The 25,231-nt window shown below is 43.8% G+C and carries 22 protein-coding genes and 2 tRNA genes; 8 read left to right on the top strand and 16 right to left on the bottom strand.

All coding sequences use genetic code 11. The annotated features are described in order from the left end of the window. Positions 1 to 134 precede the first annotated feature (134 nt). Positions 135 to 1,208 (top strand): 3-deoxy-7-phosphoheptulonate synthase, encoded by a 1,074-nt coding sequence (locus ACZ5O6_RS03750; RefSeq protein WP_447091070.1) that lies wholly within the window; start codon positions 135 to 137, stop codon positions 1,206 to 1,208. Positions 1,209 to 1,301: 93 nt separating this feature from the next. Here ACZ5O6_RS03750 and ACZ5O6_RS03745 read toward each other — a convergent pair whose 3' ends face one another. Together ACZ5O6_RS03745 and nfuA are read right to left on the bottom strand one after the other, a co-directional pair. Next, positions 1,302 to 1,547 carry a GrxA family glutaredoxin gene (locus ACZ5O6_RS03745; protein ID WP_447091071.1) on the bottom strand — a complete coding sequence of 82 codons (246 nt, stop codon included), beginning with the start codon at positions 1,545 to 1,547 and terminating at the stop codon, positions 1,302 to 1,304. Positions 1,548 to 1,718: 171 nt separating this feature from the next. Further along, positions 1,719 to 2,300 carry a Fe-S biogenesis protein NfuA gene (nfuA, locus tag ACZ5O6_RS03740; RefSeq protein WP_447091098.1) on the bottom strand — a complete coding sequence of 194 codons (582 nt, stop codon included), beginning with the start codon at positions 2,298 to 2,300 and terminating at the stop codon, positions 1,719 to 1,721. A gap of 227 nt (positions 2,301 to 2,527) precedes the next feature. Between nfuA and ACZ5O6_RS03735 the strand changes: the two genes are divergently transcribed. Next, positions 2,528 to 2,746 (top strand): DUF2970 domain-containing protein, encoded by a 219-nt coding sequence (locus tag ACZ5O6_RS03735; protein ID WP_447091072.1) that lies wholly within the window; start codon positions 2,528 to 2,530, stop codon positions 2,744 to 2,746. Between the two features lie 374 nt (positions 2,747 to 3,120). On the opposite strand, the gene trhO is transcribed toward ACZ5O6_RS03735, so the two are convergent. Both trhO and ACZ5O6_RS03725 read right to left on the bottom strand, forming a co-directional pair. Further along, the gene (gene trhO, locus ACZ5O6_RS03730; RefSeq protein ID WP_447091073.1) at positions 3,121 to 4,053 is read right to left on the bottom strand and encodes an oxygen-dependent tRNA uridine(34) hydroxylase TrhO; all 933 of its coding nucleotides are present in this window, start codon (positions 4,051 to 4,053) and stop codon (positions 3,121 to 3,123) included. A gap of 129 nt (positions 4,054 to 4,182) precedes the next feature. Further along, positions 4,183 to 4,524: a BolA family protein gene (locus tag ACZ5O6_RS03725; RefSeq protein ID WP_447091074.1), complete on the bottom strand. Its 342-nt coding sequence runs from the start codon at positions 4,522 to 4,524 to the stop codon at positions 4,183 to 4,185. 120 nt (positions 4,525 to 4,644) lie between these two features. Between ACZ5O6_RS03725 and ACZ5O6_RS03720 the strand changes: the two genes are divergently transcribed. Further along, a complete protein-coding gene (locus tag ACZ5O6_RS03720) occupies positions 4,645 to 4,860 on the top strand; it encodes a hypothetical protein (RefSeq protein ID WP_447091075.1) in 216 nt (71 codons plus the stop codon). 136 nt (positions 4,861 to 4,996) lie between these two features. Then, positions 4,997 to 6,001, top strand: coding sequence for a tRNA dihydrouridine synthase (locus ACZ5O6_RS03715; protein ID WP_447091076.1), 1,005 nt, complete (start codon positions 4,997 to 4,999; stop codon positions 5,999 to 6,001). On the opposite strand, the gene ggt is transcribed toward ACZ5O6_RS03715, so the two are convergent. Together ggt and ACZ5O6_RS03705 are read right to left on the bottom strand one after the other, a co-directional pair. Continuing rightward, entirely contained in the window at positions 5,970 to 7,682 is a 1,713-nt protein-coding gene (ggt, locus tag ACZ5O6_RS03710) for a gamma-glutamyltransferase (protein ID WP_447091077.1), read from the bottom strand. The genes ACZ5O6_RS03715 and ggt overlap by 32 nt on opposite strands. A 420-nt stretch (positions 7,683 to 8,102) precedes the next feature. Beyond that, positions 8,103 to 8,179: transfer RNA gene (locus tag ACZ5O6_RS03705), tRNA-Arg, on the bottom strand. A gap of 240 nt (positions 8,180 to 8,419) precedes the next feature. Here ACZ5O6_RS03705 and ACZ5O6_RS03700 point away from each other — a divergent pair. Further along, a complete protein-coding gene (locus ACZ5O6_RS03700) occupies positions 8,420 to 8,944 on the top strand; it encodes a hypothetical protein (RefSeq protein ID WP_447091078.1) in 525 nt (174 codons plus the stop codon). Between the two features lie 69 nt (positions 8,945 to 9,013). Here the strand turns inward: ACZ5O6_RS03700 and ACZ5O6_RS03695 are convergent, their stop codons facing one another. From ACZ5O6_RS03695 to ACZ5O6_RS03680, 4 genes are all read right to left on the bottom strand, one after another. Continuing rightward, a complete protein-coding gene (locus tag ACZ5O6_RS03695) occupies positions 9,014 to 9,919 on the bottom strand; it encodes a LysR substrate-binding domain-containing protein (protein WP_447091079.1) in 906 nt (301 codons plus the stop codon). A gap of 148 nt (positions 9,920 to 10,067) precedes the next feature. Continuing rightward, a complete protein-coding gene (locus ACZ5O6_RS03690; protein ID WP_447091080.1) occupies positions 10,068 to 11,564 on the bottom strand; it encodes a CoA-acylating methylmalonate-semialdehyde dehydrogenase in 1,497 nt (498 codons plus the stop codon). 78 nt (positions 11,565 to 11,642) lie between these two features. After that, positions 11,643 to 12,800, bottom strand: a complete 1,158-nt coding sequence (locus ACZ5O6_RS03685) for an iron-containing alcohol dehydrogenase (RefSeq protein ID WP_447091081.1) — start codon at positions 12,798 to 12,800, stop codon at positions 11,643 to 11,645. 115 nt (positions 12,801 to 12,915) lie between these two features. Further along, complete coding sequence (locus ACZ5O6_RS03680) at positions 12,916 to 14,484, bottom strand: BCCT family transporter (protein WP_447091082.1); 1,569 nt, start codon at positions 14,482 to 14,484, stop codon at positions 12,916 to 12,918. Positions 14,485 to 14,849: 365 nt separating this feature from the next. On the opposite strand from ACZ5O6_RS03680, the gene ACZ5O6_RS03675 reads away from it, so the two are divergent. Genes ACZ5O6_RS03675 through ACZ5O6_RS03665 form a run of 3 tightly spaced genes read left to right on the top strand, consistent with a single transcriptional unit; the run spans position 14,850 to position 19,676 of the window. After that, entirely contained in the window at positions 14,850 to 17,393 is a 2,544-nt protein-coding gene (locus ACZ5O6_RS03675) for a CoA transferase (RefSeq protein WP_447091083.1), read from the top strand. Between the two features lie 31 nt (positions 17,394 to 17,424). Next, positions 17,425 to 18,621, top strand: a complete 1,197-nt coding sequence (locus tag ACZ5O6_RS03670; RefSeq protein WP_447091084.1) for a mandelate racemase/muconate lactonizing enzyme family protein — start codon at positions 17,425 to 17,427, stop codon at positions 18,619 to 18,621. Positions 18,622 to 18,635: 14 nt separating this feature from the next. Beyond that, positions 18,636 to 19,676 (top strand): TauD/TfdA family dioxygenase, encoded by a 1,041-nt coding sequence (locus tag ACZ5O6_RS03665; RefSeq protein WP_447091085.1) that lies wholly within the window; start codon positions 18,636 to 18,638, stop codon positions 19,674 to 19,676. Positions 19,677 to 19,793: 117 nt separating this feature from the next. Here ACZ5O6_RS03665 and ACZ5O6_RS03660 read toward each other — a convergent pair. The 6 genes from ACZ5O6_RS03660 to ACZ5O6_RS03635 form a co-directional block, all read right to left on the bottom strand. After that, positions 19,794 to 19,883: transfer RNA gene (locus ACZ5O6_RS03660), tRNA-Ser, on the bottom strand. A gap of 217 nt (positions 19,884 to 20,100) precedes the next feature. After that, on the bottom strand, positions 20,101 to 20,298 hold the full coding sequence (gene csrA, locus ACZ5O6_RS03655) for a carbon storage regulator CsrA (protein WP_447091086.1): 198 nt from the start codon (positions 20,296 to 20,298) through the stop codon (positions 20,101 to 20,103). A 129-nt stretch (positions 20,299 to 20,427) separates the two neighbouring features. Then, positions 20,428 to 21,654, bottom strand: a complete 1,227-nt coding sequence (locus ACZ5O6_RS03650) for an aspartate kinase (RefSeq protein ID WP_447091087.1) — start codon at positions 21,652 to 21,654, stop codon at positions 20,428 to 20,430. A gap of 209 nt (positions 21,655 to 21,863) precedes the next feature. Continuing rightward, entirely contained in the window at positions 21,864 to 24,497 is a 2,634-nt protein-coding gene (gene alaS, locus ACZ5O6_RS03645) for an alanine--tRNA ligase (RefSeq protein ID WP_447091088.1), read from the bottom strand. 130 nt (positions 24,498 to 24,627) lie between these two features. After that, positions 24,628 to 24,981 carry a histidine triad nucleotide-binding protein gene (locus ACZ5O6_RS03640; protein ID WP_447091089.1) on the bottom strand — a complete coding sequence of 118 codons (354 nt, stop codon included), beginning with the start codon at positions 24,979 to 24,981 and terminating at the stop codon, positions 24,628 to 24,630. Positions 24,982 to 24,987: 6 nt separating this feature from the next. Further along, entirely contained in the window at positions 24,988 to 25,200 is a 213-nt protein-coding gene (locus ACZ5O6_RS03635; RefSeq protein ID WP_447091090.1) for a Trm112 family protein, read from the bottom strand. Positions 25,201 to 25,231 lie beyond the last annotated feature (31 nt).

The raw sequence follows: 25,231 nt of genomic DNA, 5'->3' as shown, positions 1-25,231 counted from the left end.
TATACGAATAGCCACCGCTCGCAGACTAATCACTATCGGCTTTTATTATTGTCTCCATCACTAAAATCAATCACACAAACGTGTAATATCCAGTACAATAAACCCATATTGATAATAATGTTGTTAGGATTCCCATGTCTCATTCCACGATTGAAAACTTAAACCTTGTTTCACAAGATGTACTTATCTCACCAACTGCGCTTAAAGAGTTACTGCCCGTCAGTGATGCAGCCCAAAAAACTATCTTAAATGGCCGAGAAACGGTTAATAATATTTTAATGCGTAAAGATCCGCGCCTAATGGTAGTCATTGGCCCATGCTCAATACACGATGTTGATGCTGCGATGGATTATGCTAAACGCTTAAAAGTATTAGCGGATAAGGTGAGCGATTCAATTTTTGTGGTGATGCGCGTGTACTTTGAAAAACCACGCACTACCGTAGGCTGGAAAGGGCTAATTAATGACCCTCACCTTAACGGTTCATTCGAAATTGAAGAAGGCTTAAAGATTGGCCGCAAGCTGTTACTGGATATTTCCGAATTGGGTTTACCAACCGCAACAGAGGCTTTAGACCCTATTTCACCACAGTATTTGCATGATTTAATTTCATGGTCGGCCATTGGAGCACGAACAACTGAGTCTCAAACTCACCGTGAAATGGCCAGCGGCCTTTCTTGCGCCGTAGGGTTTAAGAATGGCACAGATGGTAGCCTGACGGTTGCAATTAATGCACTCCAGTCTGTATCTAGCGCTCATCACTTCTTAGGAATCAACTCAAGCGGGCAAGTTGCTATTATTCATACAAAAGGCAACCCTCACGGACATGTGGTATTACGCGGTGGTGGCGGTAAACCAAACTATGACTCTGTCAATATTGCATTATGCGAACAAGCATTACGTGATGGAAATATTGCGGAAAATATCATGGTGGACTGCAGCCACGAAAACTCCAATAAAAATCATGAGTTACAACCGTTAGTATTAGACAACATTACCAATCAAATTATTGAAGGCAACCAATCCATTATGGGTTTGATGGTCGAAAGTAATATTGGCGCAGGGAATCAAAAAATCAACGAAGACCGCTCTAAAATGGAATACGGTATATCTATTACCGATAAGTGTATCGATTGGGAAACCACAGAGCGCGTACTGCTCGATATGAACGAACGTTTAAAAAATGTACTGCCTAACCGAGGCAAGTAAAGATAGTTAGCGCTAAAAACGCACTTCAAACAAAAAAGCCGCTATGCATAACATAGCGGCTTTTTTTATGGGTATTAGCTAGCAATAAATAGCTTATGCAGCAACGAGCGTCTTCATATATTCTGCAAGCTCAGTATATCCACCAATATGTGTTTTGCCGTGAAATATTTGCGGCACAGTGTCTACTGGCTTACCTATCGTCTTTTCCAGATCTGCTTTAGAAATACCCTCTGCTTGAATATCAATCCAGCGCATATCCATTTCATTCATTTCTAAAAGCTGCTTTGCTCTTACACAGTATCCGCAATCGGGGCGACCAAATATTGTAAAACGTGACATTATCATTCCTAGTAGTTAGTAAGTTTATGTCAGTTATTATGCAGAGAAAAATGCCACACTTAAAATAAATTCAGACGATGAGCGCCATTAAAAAAACTAATGAAGCAGCGGAATAAAGCTGAGCAATATTTTCGGTGAGATAAAAATCACGCGCGGCTTGTTCAGAGGCTCCTAATAATAAGCGTTACTAGTATCAGTGTGATCGGTCACATCACGCACGCCCTTGAGGTCAGGAATTTTTTCCAACAAGGTTTTTTCGACGCCTTCTTTTAGCGTAAGATCTACCGCACTACACCCTTGACACCCACCGCCAAATTTCAGTACGGCGTAATTATCTTTGGTCAACTCTTCTAAATCGACCTGCCCGCCATGAGAAGCAAGACCCGGGTTAATATCGTTGTAGAGTACATAATTGATTCGATCTTCAATAGGGCTATCGTCAGTCACTTGTGGCATTTTTGAATTAGGTGCCCGAATAGTCAATTGACCGCCCATTTTATCAGCGGCGTAATCAACTTTGGCATCGACTAAAAAGGGCAGACTTCTGCCTTCAAAATAGGCGGTAAAATCGTCATACTCAACAATCTCATCCCCCTCTTGCTCTTCACCGGGACGGCAATAAGCAATACAAGTCTCGGCTTGAGTCGTGCCCGGGTTAGATACAAACATCCTAATACCCATGCCTTCGACATCTTGCTTTGCAAGTAATTCTTTTAAATATTGTTGACCTGATTCAGTGATATTGACACTCATATAACGATCTTCTTCAAGGTAGGAATTAATCTTATGCACGCATGCAAAAATAGACATTCTATGTTGCCATGATTTACTGCTAGACTCTACCCCACAAAAGTTAGGGATATATACCAAGAGCCTCAAATAGACACTCGACAATGGCACTTATTATATTAATTACGACTAATCGTTAACAATGGATGGGAGCGAGTCAGCAGATAAAGGTAAAAGAGGCAGAGTGAATAATGAATAAGCCGAAGAGCAAGAAGGCACCGAATATATGGCAGATAGCACTAAGTACTATAGCGGCAGCATTTGGCGTTCAAAGCCGCCGAAATCAAGAGAGAGATTTTGAGCACGGCAGTATCGCCGCCTACATTATTGCAGGCGTACTATTTACCTTAGTTTTTATTGGCTGCGTTGCTTTTGTGGTTAGCCGTGTATTAGCTCATCACGGGCTTTAGCAATAGGCTATTGAGTGCTTATCCAAAACACGCATACCGCGACAAAAACAGTAATAAGTACAACCGCTGAAATAGCATCGGCTAGGCTATCGCCTTCTTCTCGAATATCAATTTGATCGTTCATGAACCTTCCTCGTATTTATTTTTATTATCGATTGGTTTGATGTCAACTTGAAATATGTATTCTTATAACAAGCGCTCAAACCTTCTGCCATTTGAACAAAATATCACCTAAAACACAACTCCCTTTGGGGAACCTAGCGAATGAATTGATGAGATGCCAGCACACTCGATAGAGAAACATCACCACACATAAGCAACCCATGCACTCATTGACCACCATTAAAAAAGACACTGGTGGGTTTCTATTAACACTAGGTTGGTTTAGCTTGAGTCGCCGAACCAATATGTTGTTGATTGCGTTGCTTAGCTAGCTGAATTTGCTTTTGACGCTCGGTAAATCGTTGGCGCTGTTCTGGTGTTTGCTGATCATAGCAACGCGGACATGTCACGCCCGCTAGGTAATGCGGCGACTGTTTATCCATCTCAGTAATGGGGTGACGGCAACCATGACATTGGTCATATTGGCCTTTTTCCAAATCGTGATCAACGGCAACACGGTTATCAAATACAAAGCATTCGCCCTCCCATAAGCTTTGCTCTTTAGGCACATCTTCTAAGTATTTTAAGATGCCTCCTTTCAGGTGATACACCTCATCAAACCCTTGCTGCTTAAGGTACGCTGTCGATTTTTCACAACGGATACCGCCGGTACAAAACATAGCCACTTTCTTATTCTTTTCTGGATCTAGATTTTTTTCTACATAATCGGGGAATTCACGAAATGTTGTTGTGTTAGGGTCTTGAGCCCCCTTAAATGAACCAATAGCGTACTCGTAATAATTACGCGTATCGACTACGGTTACATCAGGATCACTAATCAGATTATTCCAATCTTTTGGTTCAACATACGTGCCGACAATATGATTGGGGTCGATACCTTCAACACCCATCGTCACGATCTCACGCTTCAATTTTACCTTCATTCGATAAAAAGGCTGCTCTTCATAGAATGATTCTTTATGCTCTAACCGAGAAAATCGAGTATCCGATTTAAGGTAAGCCAGTAAACGATCAATACCTTCACGACTGCCTGATACTGTACCGTTGATACCTTCTTCGGCAAGTAACAATGTGCCCATAATATTTTCTTGCTGACAAGCGTCTAACAAAGGCGCCCTAAGCGATTCATAATCAGGCAGGCTTACAAATTGATAAAGGGCGGCAACAACGATTGGGCTAGTCATAATTAAGAATACGATGATAAAAGTGAGGACAAATCAGGCAGGCTATTCTACTGATTCAAGAAATAATTTCCATACTAAAAATAGGGCTTTATGTATGCAACAAACCTAATAGAAAAACAAAATAGCTTATTAGGCCTTACCGCCACCCATGCACTGGGGAGAACTCAGTTTAATCGGCGATGCTTGCCACTCCACTGGGGTTAACGTTTGCATACTCAAGGCATGCACCCCCGCTGCGAGCTCATCAGCAAGCACTTTATAGACTTTCTGCTGCCTTTGAACAGGCCGCAAACCCGCAAACAGGTCACTAACAATAATTGCTTTAAAATGCGATTCTGAGCCTTCTGGCACGTTATGCATATAGCTTTCATTATGTAACTCAAAAACCTCTGGAGAAAATGCCGCTTTTAACTTTTCTTCAATAATCGCTTGGACACTATGCGAAATGGGTGGCGCTACGGGTTTTGACACAAATTTCTCCATTCATTGAGCAATTTTGCTTATTTAGATGACAGTATAAAAAAAACAATTGATAATTTATACTAGACTGTAGGTATCGTTTGTACAAAAGTAGTCATGGTGTACGTATTTATGAGCAAGAAAGTATTTATTAATCGTCGACGTAAAGGCAATGAACGCAGAGAAGAAGAAGACCCGTGTAAAGAGTTGTCTATTGATATCTATCACCGCAAACGCCGAAAAGCCCTTGAAAGGCGCAAAGAGCGCACCTTAGACGAGGATTATTACGCCTTCTTAGCATCGGTTAAATCCGATGGTGACGACCTTACCGACCACCAATATCACTAATCGTTAACGGCCATTTGGCATGTTAGCGATATTACTGTTTTTAGTCATCAACACCTAATGGTTAATACCGACCCGTATGTTGCGGGTCGTTACGCCTTCTACGCTCCACAACTATCCCAGTGAAACTTAGCTCCTCATGAGAATTTTTTTAGCGCCGATGGAAGGTGTCGTTGATCATTTTTTACGCCAATTATTAACCGGCATTGGCGGTGTAGATATTTGCGTAACGGAATTTATTCGCGTAACCGACCATGTACTACCCCCACGTGTTTTCCAACGATTTTGCCCAGAACTCTCTAACCACTGTTTAACTCCGTCTAATACACCGGTAAGAATTCAATTACTGGGAGGGAAGCCAGAGCCCATCGCAGCCAATGCAGTCAAAGCCGTTAGCCTTGGCGCAATCGCTATTGATCTTAATTTTGGTTGCCCTGCAAAAACAGTGAATAAGAGTGACGGTGGCGCTTGCTTACTACGCTCTCCTCACCGCCTATACGATATTATCCATGCAACACGACAAGCCGTACCAAAACATATTCCTGTCACCGCAAAAATGCGACTTGGATTTGAGGACAGGTCAAACTACTTAGACAACGCACTCGCCGCCTATGAAGCTGGAGCCGATGAAATTACTGTTCACGCTCGCTCAAAAGCCGACGGTTATCGCCCCCCAGCTTACTGGGATGCACTAGCAGAGATTAAACAAGCCGTTGCTATTCCGGTCATTGCCAATGGAGAAATATGGACGATCGATGACTTTGTACGCTGTAAAGCCGTTAGCGAATGTGACGACTTTATGCTTGGCAGAGGACTGCTCGCCTGCCCTGACCTTGCGTTACAAATCAAAGCGCACGCCGCTGGCAACACCTACCACCCCATGCAATGGGCAGAGATCTGTCAAATGTTGCAGCATTTCTTTGACGTGACTACCGCACAGTATTCTTCACGCCACGTCGGCAATCGTCTGAAGCAATGGCTAAACTACCTACGACGGCATTACCCTGAGGCACAAGCGCTATTTAACACTATCAAGCGCTACCGCACTAAAGCAGATATTGATCAAGCAATGCGTGCTTATTTACCGAATAACATTGCCAATAGCAGGTTTATTATGGCTGCTGATTGCGCTCAACGAGCCTAGGCTCCGACACCGCATCAAACCCATGTTGAGTAATGCCGACGGCATTAGCAGAGCCTTCGAAGCGTAATTGCTTTAATTGGTGACCTTTATTAGCCAAAGCACGCTGCTGATCTTCAGGTAAGCGCTTATCAAAGAAGACCTTCTCTGGCCTCCATTGCTGGTGAATCCTAGGGTTAGCCAAAGATGCATACAAAGATTGCTGTAAGCCAATATTATTGACAATGCCCTGCACAACTTGGGTAATAATCATTGGGCCACCTGCCGCGCCAATCGATAGAATAGGTTTGCCTTCGTGCACCACAATGGTCGGACTCATACTCGACAACGGGCGCTTTTTAGGCTGAATACTATTCGCTTCACTGCCAACTAAACCATAAGCATTAGGCACATTAGGTTGCGCGGCAAAATCATCCATTTGATTATTCATCAGCACGCCGGTACCCGGTATCACCACCTTGCTACCAAAACTCGTGTTTAAGGTTGTTGTCATTGCCACCCAATTACCCTGTGCATCTGCTACCGATATATGTGTTGTGTGCTTATCAAAAAGGTCACTTTCTGCATTATCCGGCACTCCATGCACAGCAACGGTATTGGCTTTTTTAACATTAATCGTCGCCGCCAACTGCTGGGCATACCTTTCTGCAATTAAACCTTTAGGCACGCTAACAAAATCAGGATCGCCTAACCAATAAGCGCGATCAGCAAACGCCAACTTCATCGCTTCCACCATAATATGTTGGCGCTCAGTGACTGGCATCGATTGAATATCAAATTGCTGCATAATATTCAGAATTTCCGCGACATGAACACCGCCAGAACTGGGTGGCGGAAAACCGTAGATGTCGTGCCCCAAAAATTGGCTATGAACCGGCTTTCGGCGACGTAATACATAATCAGCGAAATCATCTGCAGTGACGACACCATGATTTTCGAGCATCCATTGCTCAACAGCAGCCGCAAACTCACCACGATAAAAATAATCACTACCCTGCTTTGCTATGCGCCGATAGGTATTGGCTAGCTCTTGCTGAACCAAGCGATGTCCGACTGGCCAAGGCTGCTGATCCTTCAAAAAAATAGCGGATGCGGGCGGGTATTGCTGTAATTTTTTCGCCGTACGTAACAAGCGATTGTGGTAGTCAGGCAGGATGATAAAGCCTGCTTCAGCGACATCGGCCGCTTGCTGATAAAGCGACGCCAAAGGCACACGTCCACCCGTAGACGATAGATAATCAAAAGCTGCTACCGAACCAGGAATACCAATCGCTAACGCACCATCACGACTCAGTGCTTTTTGCACCTGACCTTCACGCACATACATATCTCTGTGCGCCTTTGCTGGTGCCATTTCGCGTCCATCTATGGCTTCTATACGCCCATCCGCCCAATGCACCACAGCGAACAATCCACCACCAATACCCGAATTATAACTATCGACAACGCCTAACGTCAGGGCTGCAGCGATGACAGCATCAATCGCATTACCGCCATTTTCAAGTTGCTGAGACGCAGCCAAGGTTGCCAAGGGATGCACTGTCGCGATGGCACCGTAATCGCTGGTATAAGTAGTGCCTGCTAGCACTTTCGAATCATCTATCGGTGCGGAGTGAACAACACCAGACCAGCCAGCCATAGCTAACGCAATGATCGGGACAAAAAATAAAGAGGAATATGTCATTGTGGATACCCTAAATTGAGTAAAGCATCCCAGAATAGTAGCGGTTTAAGAGGGGCAATAATAGTGTCAGCATTGGCTGATTAACGGATTCTAAAACCAAGTGCGACACAGCACGAAAAAGTAATACAGGGGAATAGTACACAAACTATAAAATTACAGGATCCAACACACTTAAAAATGGCTGTTTATACAAAAATATAAAGTAGATTTAGGTTGCTGGTGTTTCAGGTACTGATAAATGGGCAACTAATTTACCACGCGTAATAACGGAATGGTAAAGACAAAGTAATCGTAATGTATGACGCATATAACACTAACCCTCAACAACGTTTGTCTACCACGCTGAAAATATCATCGTAATAGACACAACAAAATGGCATAAAAAAACCCCGCTAAAAGCGAGGTTTCTTTATTATTATATGGCGCACTCGGGAGGATTCGAACCTCCGACCGCTCGGTTCGTAGCCGAGTACTCTATCCAGCTGAGCTACGAGTGCGTATCCTTAAAATATCCAGCGCTGCTGGCATCTCAAGAGGCGCGTATATTAGTGATTTGCAGGGTAAGCGTCAAGTTGATTTTGCAATTAAGAGACGATTTATTGCTGTATCTGCCGTTCTTTCTTCTTCCTCGTTAAGGTACTTTATTTATGAGGAGTTTTATCCGGTAAAAAGAGGCTTGAAAAGTTTATCTTTTACAAATATGATAATGATTCTCATTTGCAAAAGGGCGAAAAATAATGTCTCTGTCGACGATTCAATCACCTAATACATTAGACGATCCAAGACCATCATCCAATGAAACCACGACGCTTAGCGCTTCACTATGGAGCAAACATTATTCACTAGGCGCGCAGGCACACACAAAAAAACAGTATAAAGAAGCAGTCACTCATTTTGAACAATGTGTGATCATTTGTTTAACATTACTTAAGCCATCAAAGAGCGGGCAAAACGCGCACAAGTTACCCTGCATGCTCCATCAATCAGGGCATAATTTAGCCGCTTGTCATAATGCATTAGGCAACGGTCTATTAGCCAAAAAAACCTTAGAACAGTTACATAAACAATTAATTGCAGTGGCATGCAGTGAGCAGTACCCAAGAACTATTCGGCTAGGCGTCTTAGGGTCTATTGATCAATCGCTATTTTCTTTAACGTCACAACTAGCTTACTTGAACCAAGTTAATGAGATTCATTCTGTCATTCTAAAAACAGAAAATACGGTAACATCTCTTTCAGAAAAGCTATTAAATGCTGCTTAAGTATTATTTTTTGGCAGTAGATTAGCTATTACTCTGATGCATTCCCTAATTAAAGAACATCTCAAAGGACTATAATTTTACACCCACCTCTTCAATAATCCATTGGCTAAAAACATCCACATTCGGGTGGCGATAGCGTTCGGCGGGTAAACAAAGGTAAAAAGCTTCATCGATCGGCAGTGAAATATCAAAAGGGTTGGTTAAGGTTTTATCATCGATACACCCTTGCACCAAGGTACTGCGACCTAACGCAATGCCTTGACCTAACTTAGCCATTTCCAATGCAGAAATCAGTGTATCAAATTGAATACCTGAAGCAGAGCTCACATGATTACAGTCTGACTTTTGCAGAAAGAAGCCCCAGCCTTCTTCATAACCCATTACATGCAATAAAGTATAGTCATCTAATTGTTCTAAAGACGAGGGTGGTGCTAAACCATTTACTGCTCTCGGATGACAAACGGGTACCAGTTGATCCCAAGTTAAGCGCTGGGATTCCATACCTTCCCAATTGCCTTGCCCATAACGAATCTCCATATCCGCGTCAGGGTCAGACAAAGTGTCGTTATACTGCACCCAAATATTGCTAGAAAAGCGTAATTTAATATCCGGATAACGCTGGGTGAAGTTATGTAATCGTGGTGCTATCCAAGTGGTAAAAAAGACAAGATTAGTTTTAATGGTGAGTACTTTTGATTGGTAGCCACCCCCAAACATTTCTTCCGTGGCTGCGGCTAACTTTTGTATCGACTCATGGACAACGGGCATATAAGCCTGCCCTGCCTCAGTCAACTTTAAACCCCTCGGCAAACGCTGAAACAATACCACACCCAATTGCGACTCAAGACCTTTTACCTGTTGGCTAATAGCCGCCTGTGTCAGATTCAACTCTTTGCCTGCTGTCGTAAAATTTAGATGACGTGCTGCTGCATCAAAGGAGCGAAGCCAATTAAGCGGGGGGAGTGTTTTTTTCATTCAAGATTCCAGTAAATTACTTACTATTATTTAGCAAAAAAACACTCCGGTGTCGATAAACCATCCTGTAGCGATAAAAATAAAAAACAAAGCCAGTATTGCTATTTCGCGTAATGGCCCTACTAAAGGAAGACGATTATATCACTCACTATTTCATCGTCGGCATCGAAAACTCTACACCTTCCCTCACACCTGCTGAAGGCCAGCGCTGAGTAATGGTTTTACGCTTGGTATAAAATCGCACACCATCGGGGCCGTAGGCATGCAGATCACCAAACAGTGATCGTTTCCACCCGCCAAAGCTGTGATAAGCAACCGGTACGGGTAATGGCACGTTAATACCCACCATACCCACTAAAATATTGTCAGAGAAATAACGCGCAGCTTCGCCGTCTCGGGTAAAGATACAGGTACCATTGCCGTATTCATGGTCGTTAATTAATGCCATGGCTTCTTCCATGGTATTCACCCTAACCACTTGTAGTACTGGGCCAAAAATTTCTTCTTGATAGCTCACCATATCGGGAGTGACATAATCAATTAATGTACCGCCCACAAAGAAACCATTTTCATAACCTTCAACGGTGGGATAGCGGCCATCGACCACCACTTTTGCACCCGCCTCTTCTGCGCTATTGATATAAGCAATGACTTTTTCTTGATGCTGCTTGGTAATGACGGGGCCAAAATCATTAGATGCATCACTTGAAGCACCGACTTTTAAATCTGCCATACCTTGCTGCATTTTTGATACGAGTAAATCCCCCACTGCATCTCCGACGGCAACGGCAACGGATAAGGCCATACAACGCTCACCGGATGAACCAAAAGCGGCACCTAATAATTGAGCGACCGTGTTATCAATATCGGCATCTGGCATAACAATGGCGTGGTTTTTAGCTCCGCCTAGCGCCTGACAGCGCTTACCATTTTTACTGGCGGTAGAGTAAATATATTCCGCAATAGGAGTCGAGCCCACAAAGCTCACTGCTTGTATACGCGAATCATTTAGTAATACATCTACCGCTTCCTTATCGCCGTTAACAAGGTTCATTACACCATCGGGCAGACCGGCTTGTTTTAATAGCTCAACAATAAACAAGGTGGAGCTGGGGTCACGCTCAGAAGGCTTAAGAACAAAACAGTTACCACAGACAAGAGCAACGGGGTACATCCATAGCGGTACCATGGCAGGGAAATTAAACGGGGTAATACCAGCAACAACGCCCAAGGGTTGGAACTCGCTCCAGCAATCAATATTTGGCCCCACATTTTTACTGTGTTCGCCTTTTAATAACTCTGGCGCACCGCAGGCATATTCTACGTTTTCAATACCACGTTGTAGTTCACCCATGGCATCGTGGGCAATTTTTCCATGCTCGTCACCAATCATTTGGCAAATGGTTTCTGCATGTTCATGTAGTAGCTCTTTAAAGCGGTACATAATACGCGCACGTTTAATCGGCGGTGTGTTACGCCAAGCAGGGTAAGCAGTCTGCGCGGCAGCAATAGCTTCCTCTACGGTTTGTGTAGATGCTAAAGCCACTTTTTTAGATACTTCCCCAGTCGATGGGTTAAAGACATCTTGAGTCCGTTCATGGTCGTCAATGATTGTTCCATTAATAAAATGGCCAATGGTTTGCATAGTGATATCTCTCGTTAATAATTTAAAAAAATAAATAAGTGGGTGATCGATCAGTGGGTAGATGATGTTAAAAGTGAACTACCACAAGCGGCTATAAAGCTCGATCATTTCAGCAGCAGTAGGCACTCTAGGATTATTTGCTGGTGATCCAGATGCTAAGGCTTGCTCTGCCATAAGTGGCATTAGGTTAAAAAACGCCTCGCGTTCAACACCAAACGCTTCAAGAGTAGGCACTTCTAACTCACGATTAAGGTTAATTAATTCTTCGAGTAGTTTGGCATTAGCAATGCTATCGGAATCCTGTTCGGTGGCGACACCCATCGCTCTGGCACAATCGGCATAACGCGCTGGTGCCGCGGGGATAGAAAACTGAGTAACCGTAGGTAACAACATAGCATTAGACAAACCATGAGGCACATGAAAAGCCACACCAATAGGTCGGCTCATACCGTGTACCAAAGCGACCGAGGCATTAGAAAAAGCGATACCTGCTAAGGTTGAACCTAGCATCATCGCTTCACGTGCTTTGGCAATATTGCGGTTATGGTAAGCGTCCCGTAAATTAGGGCCAATTAATTTTATAGCGGCTAATGCTTGTGTATCACTAAAAGGGCTAGCCTTTTGACTGACATAGGCTTCAATAGCGTGAGTGAGCGCATCAATACCGGTATCTGCAGTGACTCGTGGTGGCAAACTTAGGGTTAGCTTAAAATCAACTAAGGCGGCATAAGGCATAAAGCCTGCACCGACACAGAGCATTTTTTCTCCACTATCTTCATCAGAAATAATCGTAAAGCGGGTGACTTCTGAGCCAGTACCTGCGGTGGTGGGAATGGCAATAATCGGTAAACCGATTTCATCAACGATGCGGGGGAATTTATAATCCCGCATTTCACCGCCCAACTTACCTAAAATAGAAATTGCTTTTGCACTATCGATAGGGCTACCGCCTCCTAGGGCAATAATGCTATCAAAGTCACCGTATTTGACTTTATTCACGCCCGCTAAAATAGAAGACACCGTCGGCTCGGGTACGGTATCGTCAAAAATTTCTGCCGAAAGACCCATTGCCTGTAAAGCATCACTAATGATCTGAGGATACCCAAGTGTCACCATCATTTTATCGGTAATAATTAATGGCTTGCTACAAGAAAGGCTATCTAATACTGACGCGGCTTTTAAGCTAGCATCCTCTCCTACGTGCATAATTCTCGGTAAAATAACTTGTGTCGACATAGAGGGCTCCAAATATAAAATACGTTTAACAATAAACAATATGTGGATAATTTTAAAAAAGAGTGGTTACTCTCAGCAGAAAAGTAACCACTCAAAAGCATTTGCGGGTTAGCCCCTAAGAGGACTGAACGGTCTTCATCTGCTTTGTCTCTTCACTCAAGGCTTTAAGCAAGCCATACGTGGCTAAAATAATAATAAAAGAGAACGGTAGCGCAGCAACAATGGATGCCGTTTGCAAGGCTTTTAAGCCACCAGAAAATAACAACACGGAGGCAACAGCGGCAATCATTAAACTCCAGAAAACACGTAAATTTCTAGGCGAGTTAGGATTACCACGGGTGATCAGTGTACAGACTACCAAGGTGGCAGAGTCCGCTGAGGTGACAAAGTAAGTCACCAACATAACGATACAAATGGTCGCCATAATACCTGCGATTAATGACCCCACACCCATCGACTCAATGGTTTGGAATAAAGCCATCGTGGTATTTTCGTTGACCGCTTCGGTAATACCACCGGCACCGAATAGTTCGATATACATAGCCGTATTACCAAAAACCGTAATCCAGAATGCTGCTAGTAAGGTAGGGATTACTAATACGCCCACAATAAATTCTCTGATAGTGCGCCCTTTAGAAATACGGGCAATAAACAAACCACAGAAAGGTGCCCAAGCAATCCACCAACCCCAATAGAACACAGTCCACCAGCCCTGCCATTGGCCATCAGGTTTTGGATCGACCCATAGACCCATAGAAACCACATTGGCAAGATAGTCACCCACATTGGTTGCGTAAGCCCCCAATAAATAAGCGGTTGGCCCTAACACTAAGAACAATCCTAGAATTACTACCGTTAAACGCATATTAAGCTCACTTAAAATACGAATACCTTTGGATAGACCGGACAGTACCGATAAGGTGGCAATGATCGATACCACCATAATAATCAACACTTGATTAGTGGATGAGACTTCCATACCCAGCATATGATTTAAACCCGTATTCATTTGCTGTGCACCTAAGCCCAAAGAGGTGGCGATACCGAATACCGTACCAAATACTGCTAACAAATCCGCAATATGGCCGATAGGACCATTAATTTTTTCACCAAAAATGGGATAAAGACTAGAACGGATCGATAACGGTAAACCTTTGCGAAAAGAAAAATAAGCGAAAGCTAAGCCAATAACGGCATATAAACCCCAGCCATGTAAGCCCCAATGGAAAATAGTCACTCGCATGGCGACTTGCGCGGCTTCAACACTCAGTTTTTGGTCTTCAGCAATCCACGGGTTACTTTGAAAATGGTAGATCGGTTCAGCAATACTCCAAAATAAAATGCCGATACCTATCACACAGCCAAACAACATAGAAAACCAAGAAAAGTTGCTAAACTCTGGGCGATCACTGTCTAAGCCTAAACGTATGCTGCCAGCTTTACTCATCGCTAGCCACACACATAAAAATAACATAAAGCTCATCAAGCTAACGTAGAACCAGCCATTGGCGGTAATAAAGGCGTTGATGCCGTCATAGGCTGCTTTTGATTGGTCTGGCAGCACAATGGATAGCAAGACAAACAAAACTGCCAACAAGCCTGAGCCCACTGACATGACGGTGTTAATTTCACCGTTCTCTGCAGGTATTTCTGCATTTGACATCGTTGTAGAATGATTATTCATGGGTATGCTTTACCTCTGTTTTTATTGTTGTGATTGAGTGTTGTCGTCGAATATTGTCGTTAAGTATTTTTATTGCGGCCTATCACTACAACCGCTATATCGTATTCTTCTAACTCTCCCACAAATACAATCTCACAAACCACAGGAAGTAGAAAAGCAATAAAAAAGACGCCTAAGACCCTTATTTTTTTATAGCTCAAATAAGCGGCAGTAGTGATAAATATTTTTATACCTTAGAGTGAATTTTTATTGTTCGCCAAGTGGTGACAGCACCTTTAACATTTGCCAATAACCAATCGTGCTGGCAATAAGCCAACCTAAAAAAGCAAAATACCTAAAAACAAGAAGAAGTAGGATAAAAAATAATGACCCAAACCCAAGACCTTCCTTTGACAGAGCTGCCCTTTAAAAATCTTAGAGTGGTGGATTTTGGACAACAGATTGTTGGGCCAGCCGTGGCCATGATATTAGCCGACTTTGGCGCTACGGTTGTTCATATTGACCCACCACAAGGGCCCGCTTGGGTGGATGATGCCAACGCTATTCTCAATAGAAATAAACTCTGTATTACCATTGATTTAAACACTGAGGTTGGCCAGCAACAAGCACTGGCCCTAATAGAACAAGCGGATATTGTGATAGAAAGCTTTCGCCCCGGCGTGATGCAATCTCTAGGAATCGATTTTCAGAAACTACGTCAAAAGCAGCCCGACCTAATTACCTTGTCCACCCCCGGTTTTTCCAGTAACGATGAGCTACGAAGAGATTGGAAAGCCACGGAAGCTATAGTTGCCGCCACCTGCGGTGCCTATACCGATATGGGTTTTAACCGTGTATTAATGGGTATTAACCCTAGCTTTTCTCCGCTGCCTTTAGGTTCGTCATATGCAACATCATTAGCGGCGAGTGCAGCGGTATTAGCCCTATACCAACGAGAAAAAACTGGCTTAGGTGATCATATTGAGGTACCCATTGCAGCCGCATTAATGGAAGGTTTGTCCTACAACTCCTATACCATTGAAAACCTCCCTGAGCGCTATCGAACCATGCGCGAACAAGAAATCGAGCGCAGAAAAGCCAATAATATCCCTCTGGATATGGGCTATGAGGAACTACAAGAATATCTTGACCCTTTCTATCGTACCTATGACTGTGCCGATGGTAGAAAATTCTATTGCGTCTGCCCTTCCCACCGAAACCATGCTGAACGTTGCCTCAAGCTGATGGGCATTTATGATGAACTGATTGAGATGGGTTTGCCCGATGTAGAAGATCTGTATGTACCGATCTCAGAGTGGAGTGGTGAAACATCCATTGGCGTTTATCCACTCACAGAAAAGTGGGCCAATATTGTTGCTGAAAAAATGAAAGTCGCCTTTCTCAGCAAAACCTCTGAAGAATGGGGGGTATTATTTGGTGAGCATCAAATACCCGGCTCACCCCACCGAACCACCCACGAATGGGTCAACGATAAACACTGTCTACAGTCAAAGCTAATTGTTGAAGTTAATGACCCGGTGTTTGGCAATATGAAACAGCCAGGCCCCGTGGCTTGGTTAGAAGAATTTGCCGACCAGATGGTCACCCCTCGTCCTCGACAATATGTTGATTTTGACCATGCCATCAACACACTAGCAGAGATCGCCAAACAAGAGGTACGGTTACGACCGGCCATAACTGGTCGTTCTACACAAAATAACCCGCCACAACAAAAACAAGGCTGGCTCGATGGGTTAAAAGTGCTTGACCTGACTAATGTGATCGCCGGCCCCCATTCAACCGCCTACCTAGGTCGCTTTGGCGCAGAAGTGATTAAAGTCGACCCTATTACCCCAGTCTATGATCCGCTGATCGGAACTATTTATGCGTTTCAGACAGGTCTAGGCAAGAAAAGTATTCTGCTTGATATTATGTCTACCGACGGACGAGAAGCGTTTAACCGATTACTAAAAACCGTCGACTTAGTAGTGATTAACGCCCCAGAGCGTCAATTAGCCCAGCTCAATCTCGATGAAGCCTCGCTACAAACCGTAAACCCCGGTGTACTATTTTGCCGGCTAGATTGCTTTGGCGGCCCTCATATTGGTAGCAAATCTAACTATATTGGCTATGACGATATTATCCAGTCCAACAGCGGCATTATGAGTCGTTTTGGTGGCAACGATACCCCTGAAGAGCACGCCCATATTGGTACGCTGGATGTGAACTGCGGCTTTGCTGCGGCTATTAGTATCGGCGTTGCGCTGTTTCAAAAACACAGAACCGGGCAAGTCACTCGCGCCAGAACCTCATTATCAGCAGTTACGAATATTGCACAAATTCCCTTTGCCTATGATTACGAGGGCAAACCGCCAGCTAATGAAGCTTCGGGTCGAGAAGCATTAGGTAATCACGAATTATCTCACTTTTATCAAACCCAAGATTCTTGGGTCATCATTGATTCCAACCCCAGCGAACTTAAAAAGTTGGAACAAGTAGACGGCCTTGAAGGTATAAGCCAAACAGCGAATATCAAAACCTTTTTATCCCATGCCTTTATGCAGCAAACATCGGACTATTGGGCAAACGAATTGCGAAAACACGATATCGCCATTGCCGAACCCAAGTCTATTGAGTGGCTAAGAGACAACAATAGTCGAATTCAAGATAATCAGCCGGGCACCGATAAAGGCAGCTTTGCCTTCTCTATTTATCCCGACCACCCCAGCGGCCATTGTGTGACCTATATAGACCCTTACGCTATTCGCCCAACAGAAGCCAGTATTAATAGCCTATCTCCTACTGAGAAATTTGGTGCATCAACAGTAACTATTTTAGAGTCGCTTAATTATAGCGAAGAAGAAATAGAAACCTTGCTGAACAATAGGGCAGCTGGGTTGCGATGGAGTAGAGAATATTTGCCTAGCTAGGCCGAGTTAGTATAGGAGTAGGAGAAGTTTATTGAACCCGCACGAAGAAAAACTTAAAACCAACGTAGACACGAGGGAAGCACTATTAGGGGCTGCACAAGCCCTGCCTGCTGTCTATTGGAATAGAGATACTCAATATCCTATCGCGTACTTTACCTTAGCTTACCCATCGTGCCCATCGCAACAGGGGCTAGGGTCTGGGTATACCGACGCGAATAGTATTCAGTATTTCTGGGACAATACCGTTCCTGTTGACGCAAAGTTAAATCTTGACACCTTGGTTGATTGGCTTACACATCATATGCAAGCACTTCACGCCTGTCAGATGACCCAATGGGACTACAAAACCAGCGAATTTCCAGCCATTAGTGCAATCGCTACAGCAGCATTTGATCTTAAAGCACGACTCGCCGAGCAACCACTACACACACTCCTTGGCCTTAAAAAGCGGAATAAAATTCTGGCCTATGTGACGCTGATTATCGATGATGTAGATGACCTAGAAGCCACCATTGCTACCTACCAAGCACGCGGATTTAAAGCCATAAAACTTTACTTTCCTCAGCTTGGTTTTAAACCCGATCACCTAACAGAGACAGACTGGCACCAATCAGAAGCAGCGCTGATTGCCCGCGCACGACATGCCGCCGGGCCAGACACACAGCTTATGTTAGACGGCTATGCCAGTAATCCCCTATGGACTAACGGCTTTGATTACGCAGTGCGTATGGCCGAACTTCTACATCAGCATCAATTTTTATGGTACGAAGACCCTCTCCCCCCCGCTCAACTTAAAGAGTACCAAATACTTACTGCCACCACTGACATTCTGATCAGTGGTGGCGAACGGTTATTAGGGCATACCGCTTTTATCGACTGGATCGACTGCAAAGCCGTCGATATTTTGCAGCCCGACCATACGGTCGCTGGCGGTCCTATTACCACGCTGGCGATTAATCAAAGGCTAAGTAAACAGAAAGAGATCAACCAAGCGTCTATTAGCATCATTCCACACGGCTGGAATAATGCTATCGGACTGGCTTGCGATCTCCACTTTCTTTCTACACAACCTGAAACATCCTTATGCATGGTGGAATACATGCCAGGATTTCACAACGATGAGTTAACGACACCTCGCTTTATGCTCGATGATGATGGCTATCTTAAGGTACCTGATGGGCCGGGCTTAGGTGTTGAAGTAATAACAACGGGTACGCAGCAATACTAATAGGCAAGATTTATATGACATCCAATCAAGACTTACACAATATATTACTAGATGACGCCAATGCCGTTGGTCTAGATACCGATCAAGAGAGCAACAGCACTTCCCTTGATAAAATAACGTTTAATTACGAAACCATTCATGATGATGCCGTCTTCTTGGAAACCGTTGAGCGTAGCATCGTAGAAAAGGGCGCTGCGATTATCGAAAACTACCCGATGCCAACCATGATTGAGTTTAGCCATCTTGCCGCCGACGTCATCAAACCATTAATGACTTACTCTGGGGGCACCAACTCCCGAGAAGACCTCGGTGGGGGCGCCTTAAGCGTCGGTACCGAACCACCCCACGTTGATGTTGCTTCTCACAACGAGATGTCTTACTACTTTTCTTACCCAGAAAGGGTTATGTTTGGCTGTCTTAAGTGCCCGCATGAACGAGGCCCTACAGTTATTGCGGATAACCATCAGGTCACCATCGATATGTTACAAACGGCCGTAGGCCAAAAACTTTGGCAGCATGGTGTGACTTACATTCGCAACTTTCACAATGCCGCCTGTGATGAAGATCAGATCTCTCTAAGATCTTGGCAAGAAGCATTTGGTGTACAAACTGCTGCTGAGCTGATTCAACTCTGTAATGATATGGGCTGGACGCACGAATTTAACAGTCATGGTAGTGTACGCATCAGTTATACCCTGCCTGCCTACGAGTTCGATCCGGTATTGCAGCAAAACCTTTTCTTTACCTCACTCGGTAATCACGGCATTGCTTTCGATCATTGGGCACCTTTCAATACCCTACCTTATGATGAGCGCCCCTATCATATTACCTATGGTAACGGCGACCCTATTCCAATGGCGGATCTAGACTGTTTTACACGTGTCTTCTCTATGCATGAAATCCCGGTTCATTGGAAAGCCGGAAAAGTCGCTATTTTAGATAATCGCCGCTATACCCATGCACGCCCTGTCTTTACCTTACATGAAGGCGAAAAGCGTGTACTAGGGGTTCAGATGGGAATGAAGACGACAAGACTCGGGCAAAAAGAGTCTTAATGGAAATATTATCAGCCGAGTGAGATAAATGCCTATCCCCCGTTTATGTTACAGAGCCCAGAGCCGAACCAGAAAAGGCTAGGCATAAAAAAACCCGCTCATTGGCGGGTTTTTATATGGCGGAGAGGGAGGGATTCGAACCCTCGATACCGATCAAGGTATACTCCCTTAGCAGGGGAGCGCCTTCGGCCACTCGGCCACCTCTCCAAATTCGGTTTTATTCACTAAACATTCTGTCTGGTGCTCTATCGAAGCCGACGCATCATACCAGCAATCGTGGTCGAGTCAAATAAATTTGCTCAGGTTTTATCGATAAAATATCCGCGTCTAATCATTAAAACGCTATAGTTAGACGCCATAAGAAATCATGGCTTTACTCTGTTAGCAAACGCGACATTGCCGTCGCATTGCCAACAAAATATGGCTACTCTTGGTTGCCATCTTCAGGTAACAAACCTTTTTCACGCTGGATGCGCTGATAAATTTCTTCACGATGAACAGCAACATTTTTGGGAGCATTGATCCCAATACGCACCTGATTACCTTTAATACCTAGCACGGTAACAGTTACTTCATCACCGACCATTAAGGTCTCACCGATTCTACGGGTTAATATAAGCATGTTGAACTCCTAGTTTCCTGTAAATCCATAGTTAAAGCGTTGGCACGCTATTGGTATACCGATAGTCATCGATATAAGCAATACAGTTGTTTCTCCTGAAACAAGAAGTCAAATCCTTTTAACCATGGCTTATTCAGCCTTATCTAATCCAAATGCAGTATGCAGGCTTCGTACAGCAAGCTCGGCATAACGCTCTTCAATGATCACAGATATTTTTATTTCTGATGTTGTAATCATTTGTATATTAATATTTTCTTCTGCGAGCGTTTTAAACATTTGAGAAGCAACACCTACATGTGAACGCATACCCACGCCAACAATCGATATTTTAACAATGGTGTCATCAGTAGATACTGATTGTGCACCCAAGTCTGCAGCCACCGCGTCCATAACACCTTTAGCGCGTAGCATGTCGTTACGATTTACCGTAAAGGTAAGGTCGGTTGTTTTATCGGCGGCTACGTTTTGCACGATGACATCGACTTCGATATTCGCATCACCCACAGGGGTAAGCACTTTAGAAGCAACACCGGGGATATCGGGGATGCCCGCTATTGTCACTTTCGCTTCATCTCGATTTAGCGCTATGCCAGAAACTACCGGTTGTTCCATTGTGGAAAACTCCTCATCTATCGTAATTAATGTGCCTGAGCCTTCCTGAAAGCTATGCAATACTCGTAGTGGGACATTGTATTTGCCTGCAAATTCAACAGCACGAATTTGTAAAACTTTAGAACCTAAACTCGCCAATTCCAACATTTCTTCAAAAGTCACACGGTCTAAACGCTTAGCCGATGACACTATGCGAGGATCTGTGGTGTAAACACCATCAACATCGGTATAGATTTGACATTCATCAGCTTTTAACGCCGCTGCCAGTGCCACACCTGTGGTATCAGAACCTCCACGACCTAGCGTCGTAATATTACCGTTTTCATCAACGCCTTGAAAACCTGCGACAACAACAACGCGCCCTGCATTAAGGTCTGCCCGTATGTTTTTTTCATCGATCGATTGAATGCGTGCTTTGGTGTGCGCACTATCTGTCGTAATCGCTACTTGCCCACCGGTATATGAACGCGCATCACAACCTCTTGCTTTAAGTGCCATACACAATAGTGCGATGGTTACTTGCTCACCCGTCGAGAGTAATACATCCATTTCTCGTGTATCGGGCATTTCCTGCATATCTTTTGCGAGAGCCACTAAACGATTAGTTTCACCCGACATCGCGGATACAACCACAACAATATCGTGACCATTTTTCTTAAAAGCAGACACTTTATCTGCAACGGCTTGAATACGCTCAACGGTACCCACCGATGTGCCGCCATATTTTTGAACCAATAGGCTCATAAGTTTTATATCCTACGCCTGTGAATGTGCAATATATGATCAATGGATGGCATTATGTTATTTTACGCGCCATTCTCAAAAAGGGGAGCAATTAAACACTATCTACGACTAAAAGTTAATAGTTTGGTGACAAATGTCGAATCATTTGTCACCAAAAATCAGCTATGAGTGATAAGTCTTAATATCCCACTAAAAAATGCTCACAAAAACTATTGCTGAACCCATTGCTCAGCAGCGTCCAGTAAAGCAGGAATGCCCGCTGGGTCAGTTCCTCCGCCTTGAGCCATGTCGGGTCTACCTCCGCCTTTACCCCCTACCAAAGGAGCAACTTGTCGCATTAAATCGCCAGCTTTAAATCGGGAGATTAAATCCTTCGTTACCCCAGTAATAATCGATACTTTGCTGCCTTCATGAGTGACTAATACAAAAACGGTATTTTCTAGCTGGCTCTTTAATGCGTCTGCCATATCTCGCAATGCTTTGCCATTGGCACCCTCTACGTGATGAGCCAGAAGATTAACTCCAGCAATGGATTTAACCTGTTTGAGTAACGCCCCACTATCCGCACTGGCTAATTTGGCCTGCATAGCGCTCATGGCTTTTTCTTGCTCTTTATTTTGTTGGACTAATTGCCCTACTTTTTCGACGGCATTGATGGCATTAGATTTAACTTGTTGCGCAACCTGATCTATCGACGATTTGTAAAACAATAATGTGGCTAATGCTTTTTGTCCGGTTACCGCTTCTATACGCCTAACACCCGAGGCAATGCCGGATTCTGCAATAATATGAAACACACCAATATCACCAGTACGGTTGACATGTACACCACCACAGAGCTCTATAGAAAAACCATCTCCCATGGATAATACACGGACTTCATCACCATATTTTTCGTCGAATAACATCATCGCGCCTTTTGCTTTCGCTTGATCCATATCACAGTGATCAACTTGTACCAACGTGTTACGGCGAATCTCTTCATTGACGAGTGATTGTATTTGCGCAAGCTCATCTGGGGTCACCGCTTGTGAATGCGAAAAGTCAAAACGTAACTTTTCCGAATCAACTAAAGAGCCTTTTTGCACAACATGCTCACCTAGTACTTTCCGCAGTGCAGCGTGCATTAAGTGTGTGGCAGAATGGTTTAACACTGTTGCTTGACGGACAGCCGAATCAACCTGCGTGTTTACCCGGTCTTTTTCAGTAAAAGTGCCCGACAACATCTGACCTACATGCAGGTGATGCGCACCATTTTTTTGGCAATCATGTACTTCAAAGCGATTTTCTCCCAAAGTAAGATAGCCAGTATCTCCCACTTGGCCACCCGACTCGGCATAGAAGGCCGTACTCGATAATACAACCACACCTTCTTCGCCTTCCGTTAATGATGTCACTGACTGAGTTCCTTGATAAAGCGCTAACACCTCCCCTTTACCTTCGACACTTTCGTAGCCTGTAAACGCTGTCTCGCCATCAACTTCTATAGCTGATGAATAATCAACGCTAAATTTTCCTGCCGCACGCGCCCGTTGGCGCTGCTGCTCCATACATTGCTCATAACCTTCCATGTCTAGGGTTAATTCACGTTCACGCGCAATATCATTAGTTAGGTCAGTAGGGAAACCGTAAGTATCATAAAGTGCAAATACCGTCTCACCAGGAATCTTTGTCGAACCGCTTTGAGTAAACTCAGGAGACGCTAACGCCGCCTCCAAAACAGACAAACCTTTTTCGAGTGTTTTTTCAAATTGCTTTTCTTCCAATAGCAATAGCTTTTCAATATGGGCTTTTTGCTGATAAAGTTCTGGATAAGCGGTACCCATTGTATTGACGAGTGCAGAGACTAGTTGATGAAAAAAGGCATTGGTCTGACCCAGCTTATGTCCATGACGAACAGCGCGGCGAATAATACGACGCAAAACATACCCTCGCCCCTCATTCGAAGGCACCACACCATCAATAATGAGAAAGGCACAAGAACGGATGTGATCAGCAATTACGCGTAAAGATTTATGCGCAATATCCGTGGTATGAGTAATTTCTGCCGCTGCTTTTAATAAGGTTTGAAACAAATCAATATCGTAATTGTTATGTACTTTTTGCATGACCGCAGAAATGCGTTCCAATCCCATACCGGTATCAACCGAAGGTTTAGGTAATGGATCCATTACACCATCGTTCGTACGGTTAAATTGCATAAAAACAATATTCCAAATCTCGATATAACGATCGCCATCTTCTTCTGGCGTACCTGGCAGGCCACCCCAAATGTCTTCACCATGATCATAAAATATTTCGGTACAAGGTCCGCAAGGTCCTGTATCACCCATTGCCCAGAAATTATCTGACTGATATTTACCACCCTTGTTATCACCAATATGAATAATTTTTTCCGCTGACAAACCAATATCGTTATGCCAAATATCGTAGGCTTCTTGATCATCTGCGTACACAGTTACGGTCAGCTTTTCTGGCGGAATAGCCATCCATTCTGGGGATGTCAAAAAGGTCCAAGCGTACTGAATCGCTTCTTTCTTGAAATAATCACCAAAACTAAAATTACCTAACATCTCAAAAAATGTATGGTGACGTGCGGTATATCCCACATTTTCTAAATCATTATGCTTTCCGCCCGCTCTTACACAACGCTGAGAAGAAGTCGCACGCTGATAATCTCGCTGATCACTTCCTAAAAAAACATCTTTAAACGGCACCATACCGGCATTAGTAAACAACAATGTTGGATCATTATTTGGCACTAATGAACTGCTATTAACGATCGTATGACCGTGGTTATTAAAGAAACGTAAGAAAGCATCGCGAATATCAGCGCTTTTCATAAAATCACTCGTAGGTTTAGTAATAAGTTATGCTGCCGGCCATTAAGAAAGCCGTAAAATAAGGGATGGGAGTATAAACGATAGGAGGAAGAGCGAACAGTGTAAGGTAGGGGCAAGAGGATAGGAAAAATTACACCATACCCTCAGAAAACGTTTTACCGGCCAATAAATGAATATGCAGATGGAAGACTGTCTGGCCGGCATTGGCACCATTATTGATGATTAAACGGAAGGCATCACCCACACCTAAATCTTTTGCTATATCAGCGGCCACTGCCATCAAATGACCTAACAATTGATGATCGTCTGGCATAGCATCAACTAACCTAGGAATTGGCTTGATAGGTATGATTAATACGTGCGTCGGTGCTTGAGGCGATATATCCCGAATACAAATGCAGCGCTCGTCACGATAAAGGATATCAGCAGGAATATCGCCTTGAATGATTTTTGTAAAAATAGTTTCTTCTACTTCTAACGACACAATAACTTAGTCTCCAAGGCTGGTTTGTTTTGATTTCCAATGGCTAATTTCTTCATCACTTAACGTACGTGACTCCGACTCTAGCATCACAGGAATTTCATCACGAATAGGGTAAGATATGCCACTCGCCACCGAAATTAATTCTTGGTTTTCTTTATCATACTGCAAAGATGATTTGGTAACTGGGCAGACCAGTACATCAATTAATTTTTTATCCACTGATTACTCTCTTTATTTTTGCTCCAACATG

The organism is Eionea flava (genome assembly GCF_055393785.1).
The sequence above is the reverse complement of the archived record's forward strand: the minus strand, read 5'-3'. Positions and strand labels throughout refer to the sequence as shown.

Excerpts from the sequence above, each read along its gene's own strand:
- ACZ5O6_RS03750 (WP_447091070.1), top strand. The coding sequence starts at position 135 with ATGTCTCATTCCACGATTGAAAACTTAAACCTTGTTTCACAAGATGTA.
- ACZ5O6_RS03700 (WP_447091078.1), top strand. The coding sequence starts at position 8,420 with ATGTCTCTGTCGACGATTCAATCACCTAATACATTAGACGATCCAAGA.
- ACZ5O6_RS03720 (WP_447091075.1), top strand. The coding sequence starts at position 4,645 with ATGAGCAAGAAAGTATTTATTAATCGTCGACGTAAAGGCAATGAACGC.
- ACZ5O6_RS03695 (WP_447091079.1), bottom strand. The coding sequence starts at position 9,919 with ATGAAAAAAACACTCCCCCCGCTTAATTGGCTTCGCTCCTTTGATGCA.
- ACZ5O6_RS03680 (WP_447091082.1), bottom strand. The coding sequence starts at position 14,484 with ATGAATAATCATTCTACAACGATGTCAAATGCAGAAATACCTGCAGAG.
- ACZ5O6_RS03745 (WP_447091071.1), bottom strand. The coding sequence starts at position 1,547 with ATGTCACGTTTTACAATATTTGGTCGCCCCGATTGCGGATACTGTGTA.
- ACZ5O6_RS03650 (WP_447091087.1), bottom strand. The coding sequence starts at position 21,654 with ATGAGCCTATTGGTTCAAAAATATGGCGGCACATCGGTGGGTACCGTT.
- ACZ5O6_RS03665 (WP_447091085.1), top strand. The coding sequence starts at position 18,636 with ATGACATCCAATCAAGACTTACACAATATATTACTAGATGACGCCAAT.
- ACZ5O6_RS03675 (WP_447091083.1), top strand. The coding sequence starts at position 14,850 with ATGACCCAAACCCAAGACCTTCCTTTGACAGAGCTGCCCTTTAAAAAT.
- ACZ5O6_RS03690 (WP_447091080.1), bottom strand. The coding sequence starts at position 11,564 with ATGCAAACCATTGGCCATTTTATTAATGGAACAATCATTGACGACCAT.
- ACZ5O6_RS03735 (WP_447091072.1), top strand. The coding sequence starts at position 2,528 with ATGAATAAGCCGAAGAGCAAGAAGGCACCGAATATATGGCAGATAGCA.
- csrA (WP_447091086.1), bottom strand. The coding sequence starts at position 20,298 with ATGCTTATATTAACCCGTAGAATCGGTGAGACCTTAATGGTCGGTGAT.
- ACZ5O6_RS03685 (WP_447091081.1), bottom strand. The coding sequence starts at position 12,800 with ATGTCGACACAAGTTATTTTACCGAGAATTATGCACGTAGGAGAGGAT.
- ACZ5O6_RS03715 (WP_447091076.1), top strand. The coding sequence starts at position 4,997 with ATGAGAATTTTTTTAGCGCCGATGGAAGGTGTCGTTGATCATTTTTTA.
- ggt (WP_447091077.1), bottom strand. The coding sequence starts at position 7,682 with ATGACATATTCCTCTTTATTTTTTGTCCCGATCATTGCGTTAGCTATG.
- nfuA (WP_447091098.1), bottom strand. The coding sequence starts at position 2,300 with ATGAGTGTCAATATCACTGAATCAGGTCAACAATATTTAAAAGAATTA.
- alaS (WP_447091088.1), bottom strand. The coding sequence starts at position 24,497 with ATGAAAAGCGCTGATATTCGCGATGCTTTCTTACGTTTCTTTAATAAC.
- trhO (WP_447091073.1), bottom strand. The coding sequence starts at position 4,053 with ATGACTAGCCCAATCGTTGTTGCCGCCCTTTATCAATTTGTAAGCCTG.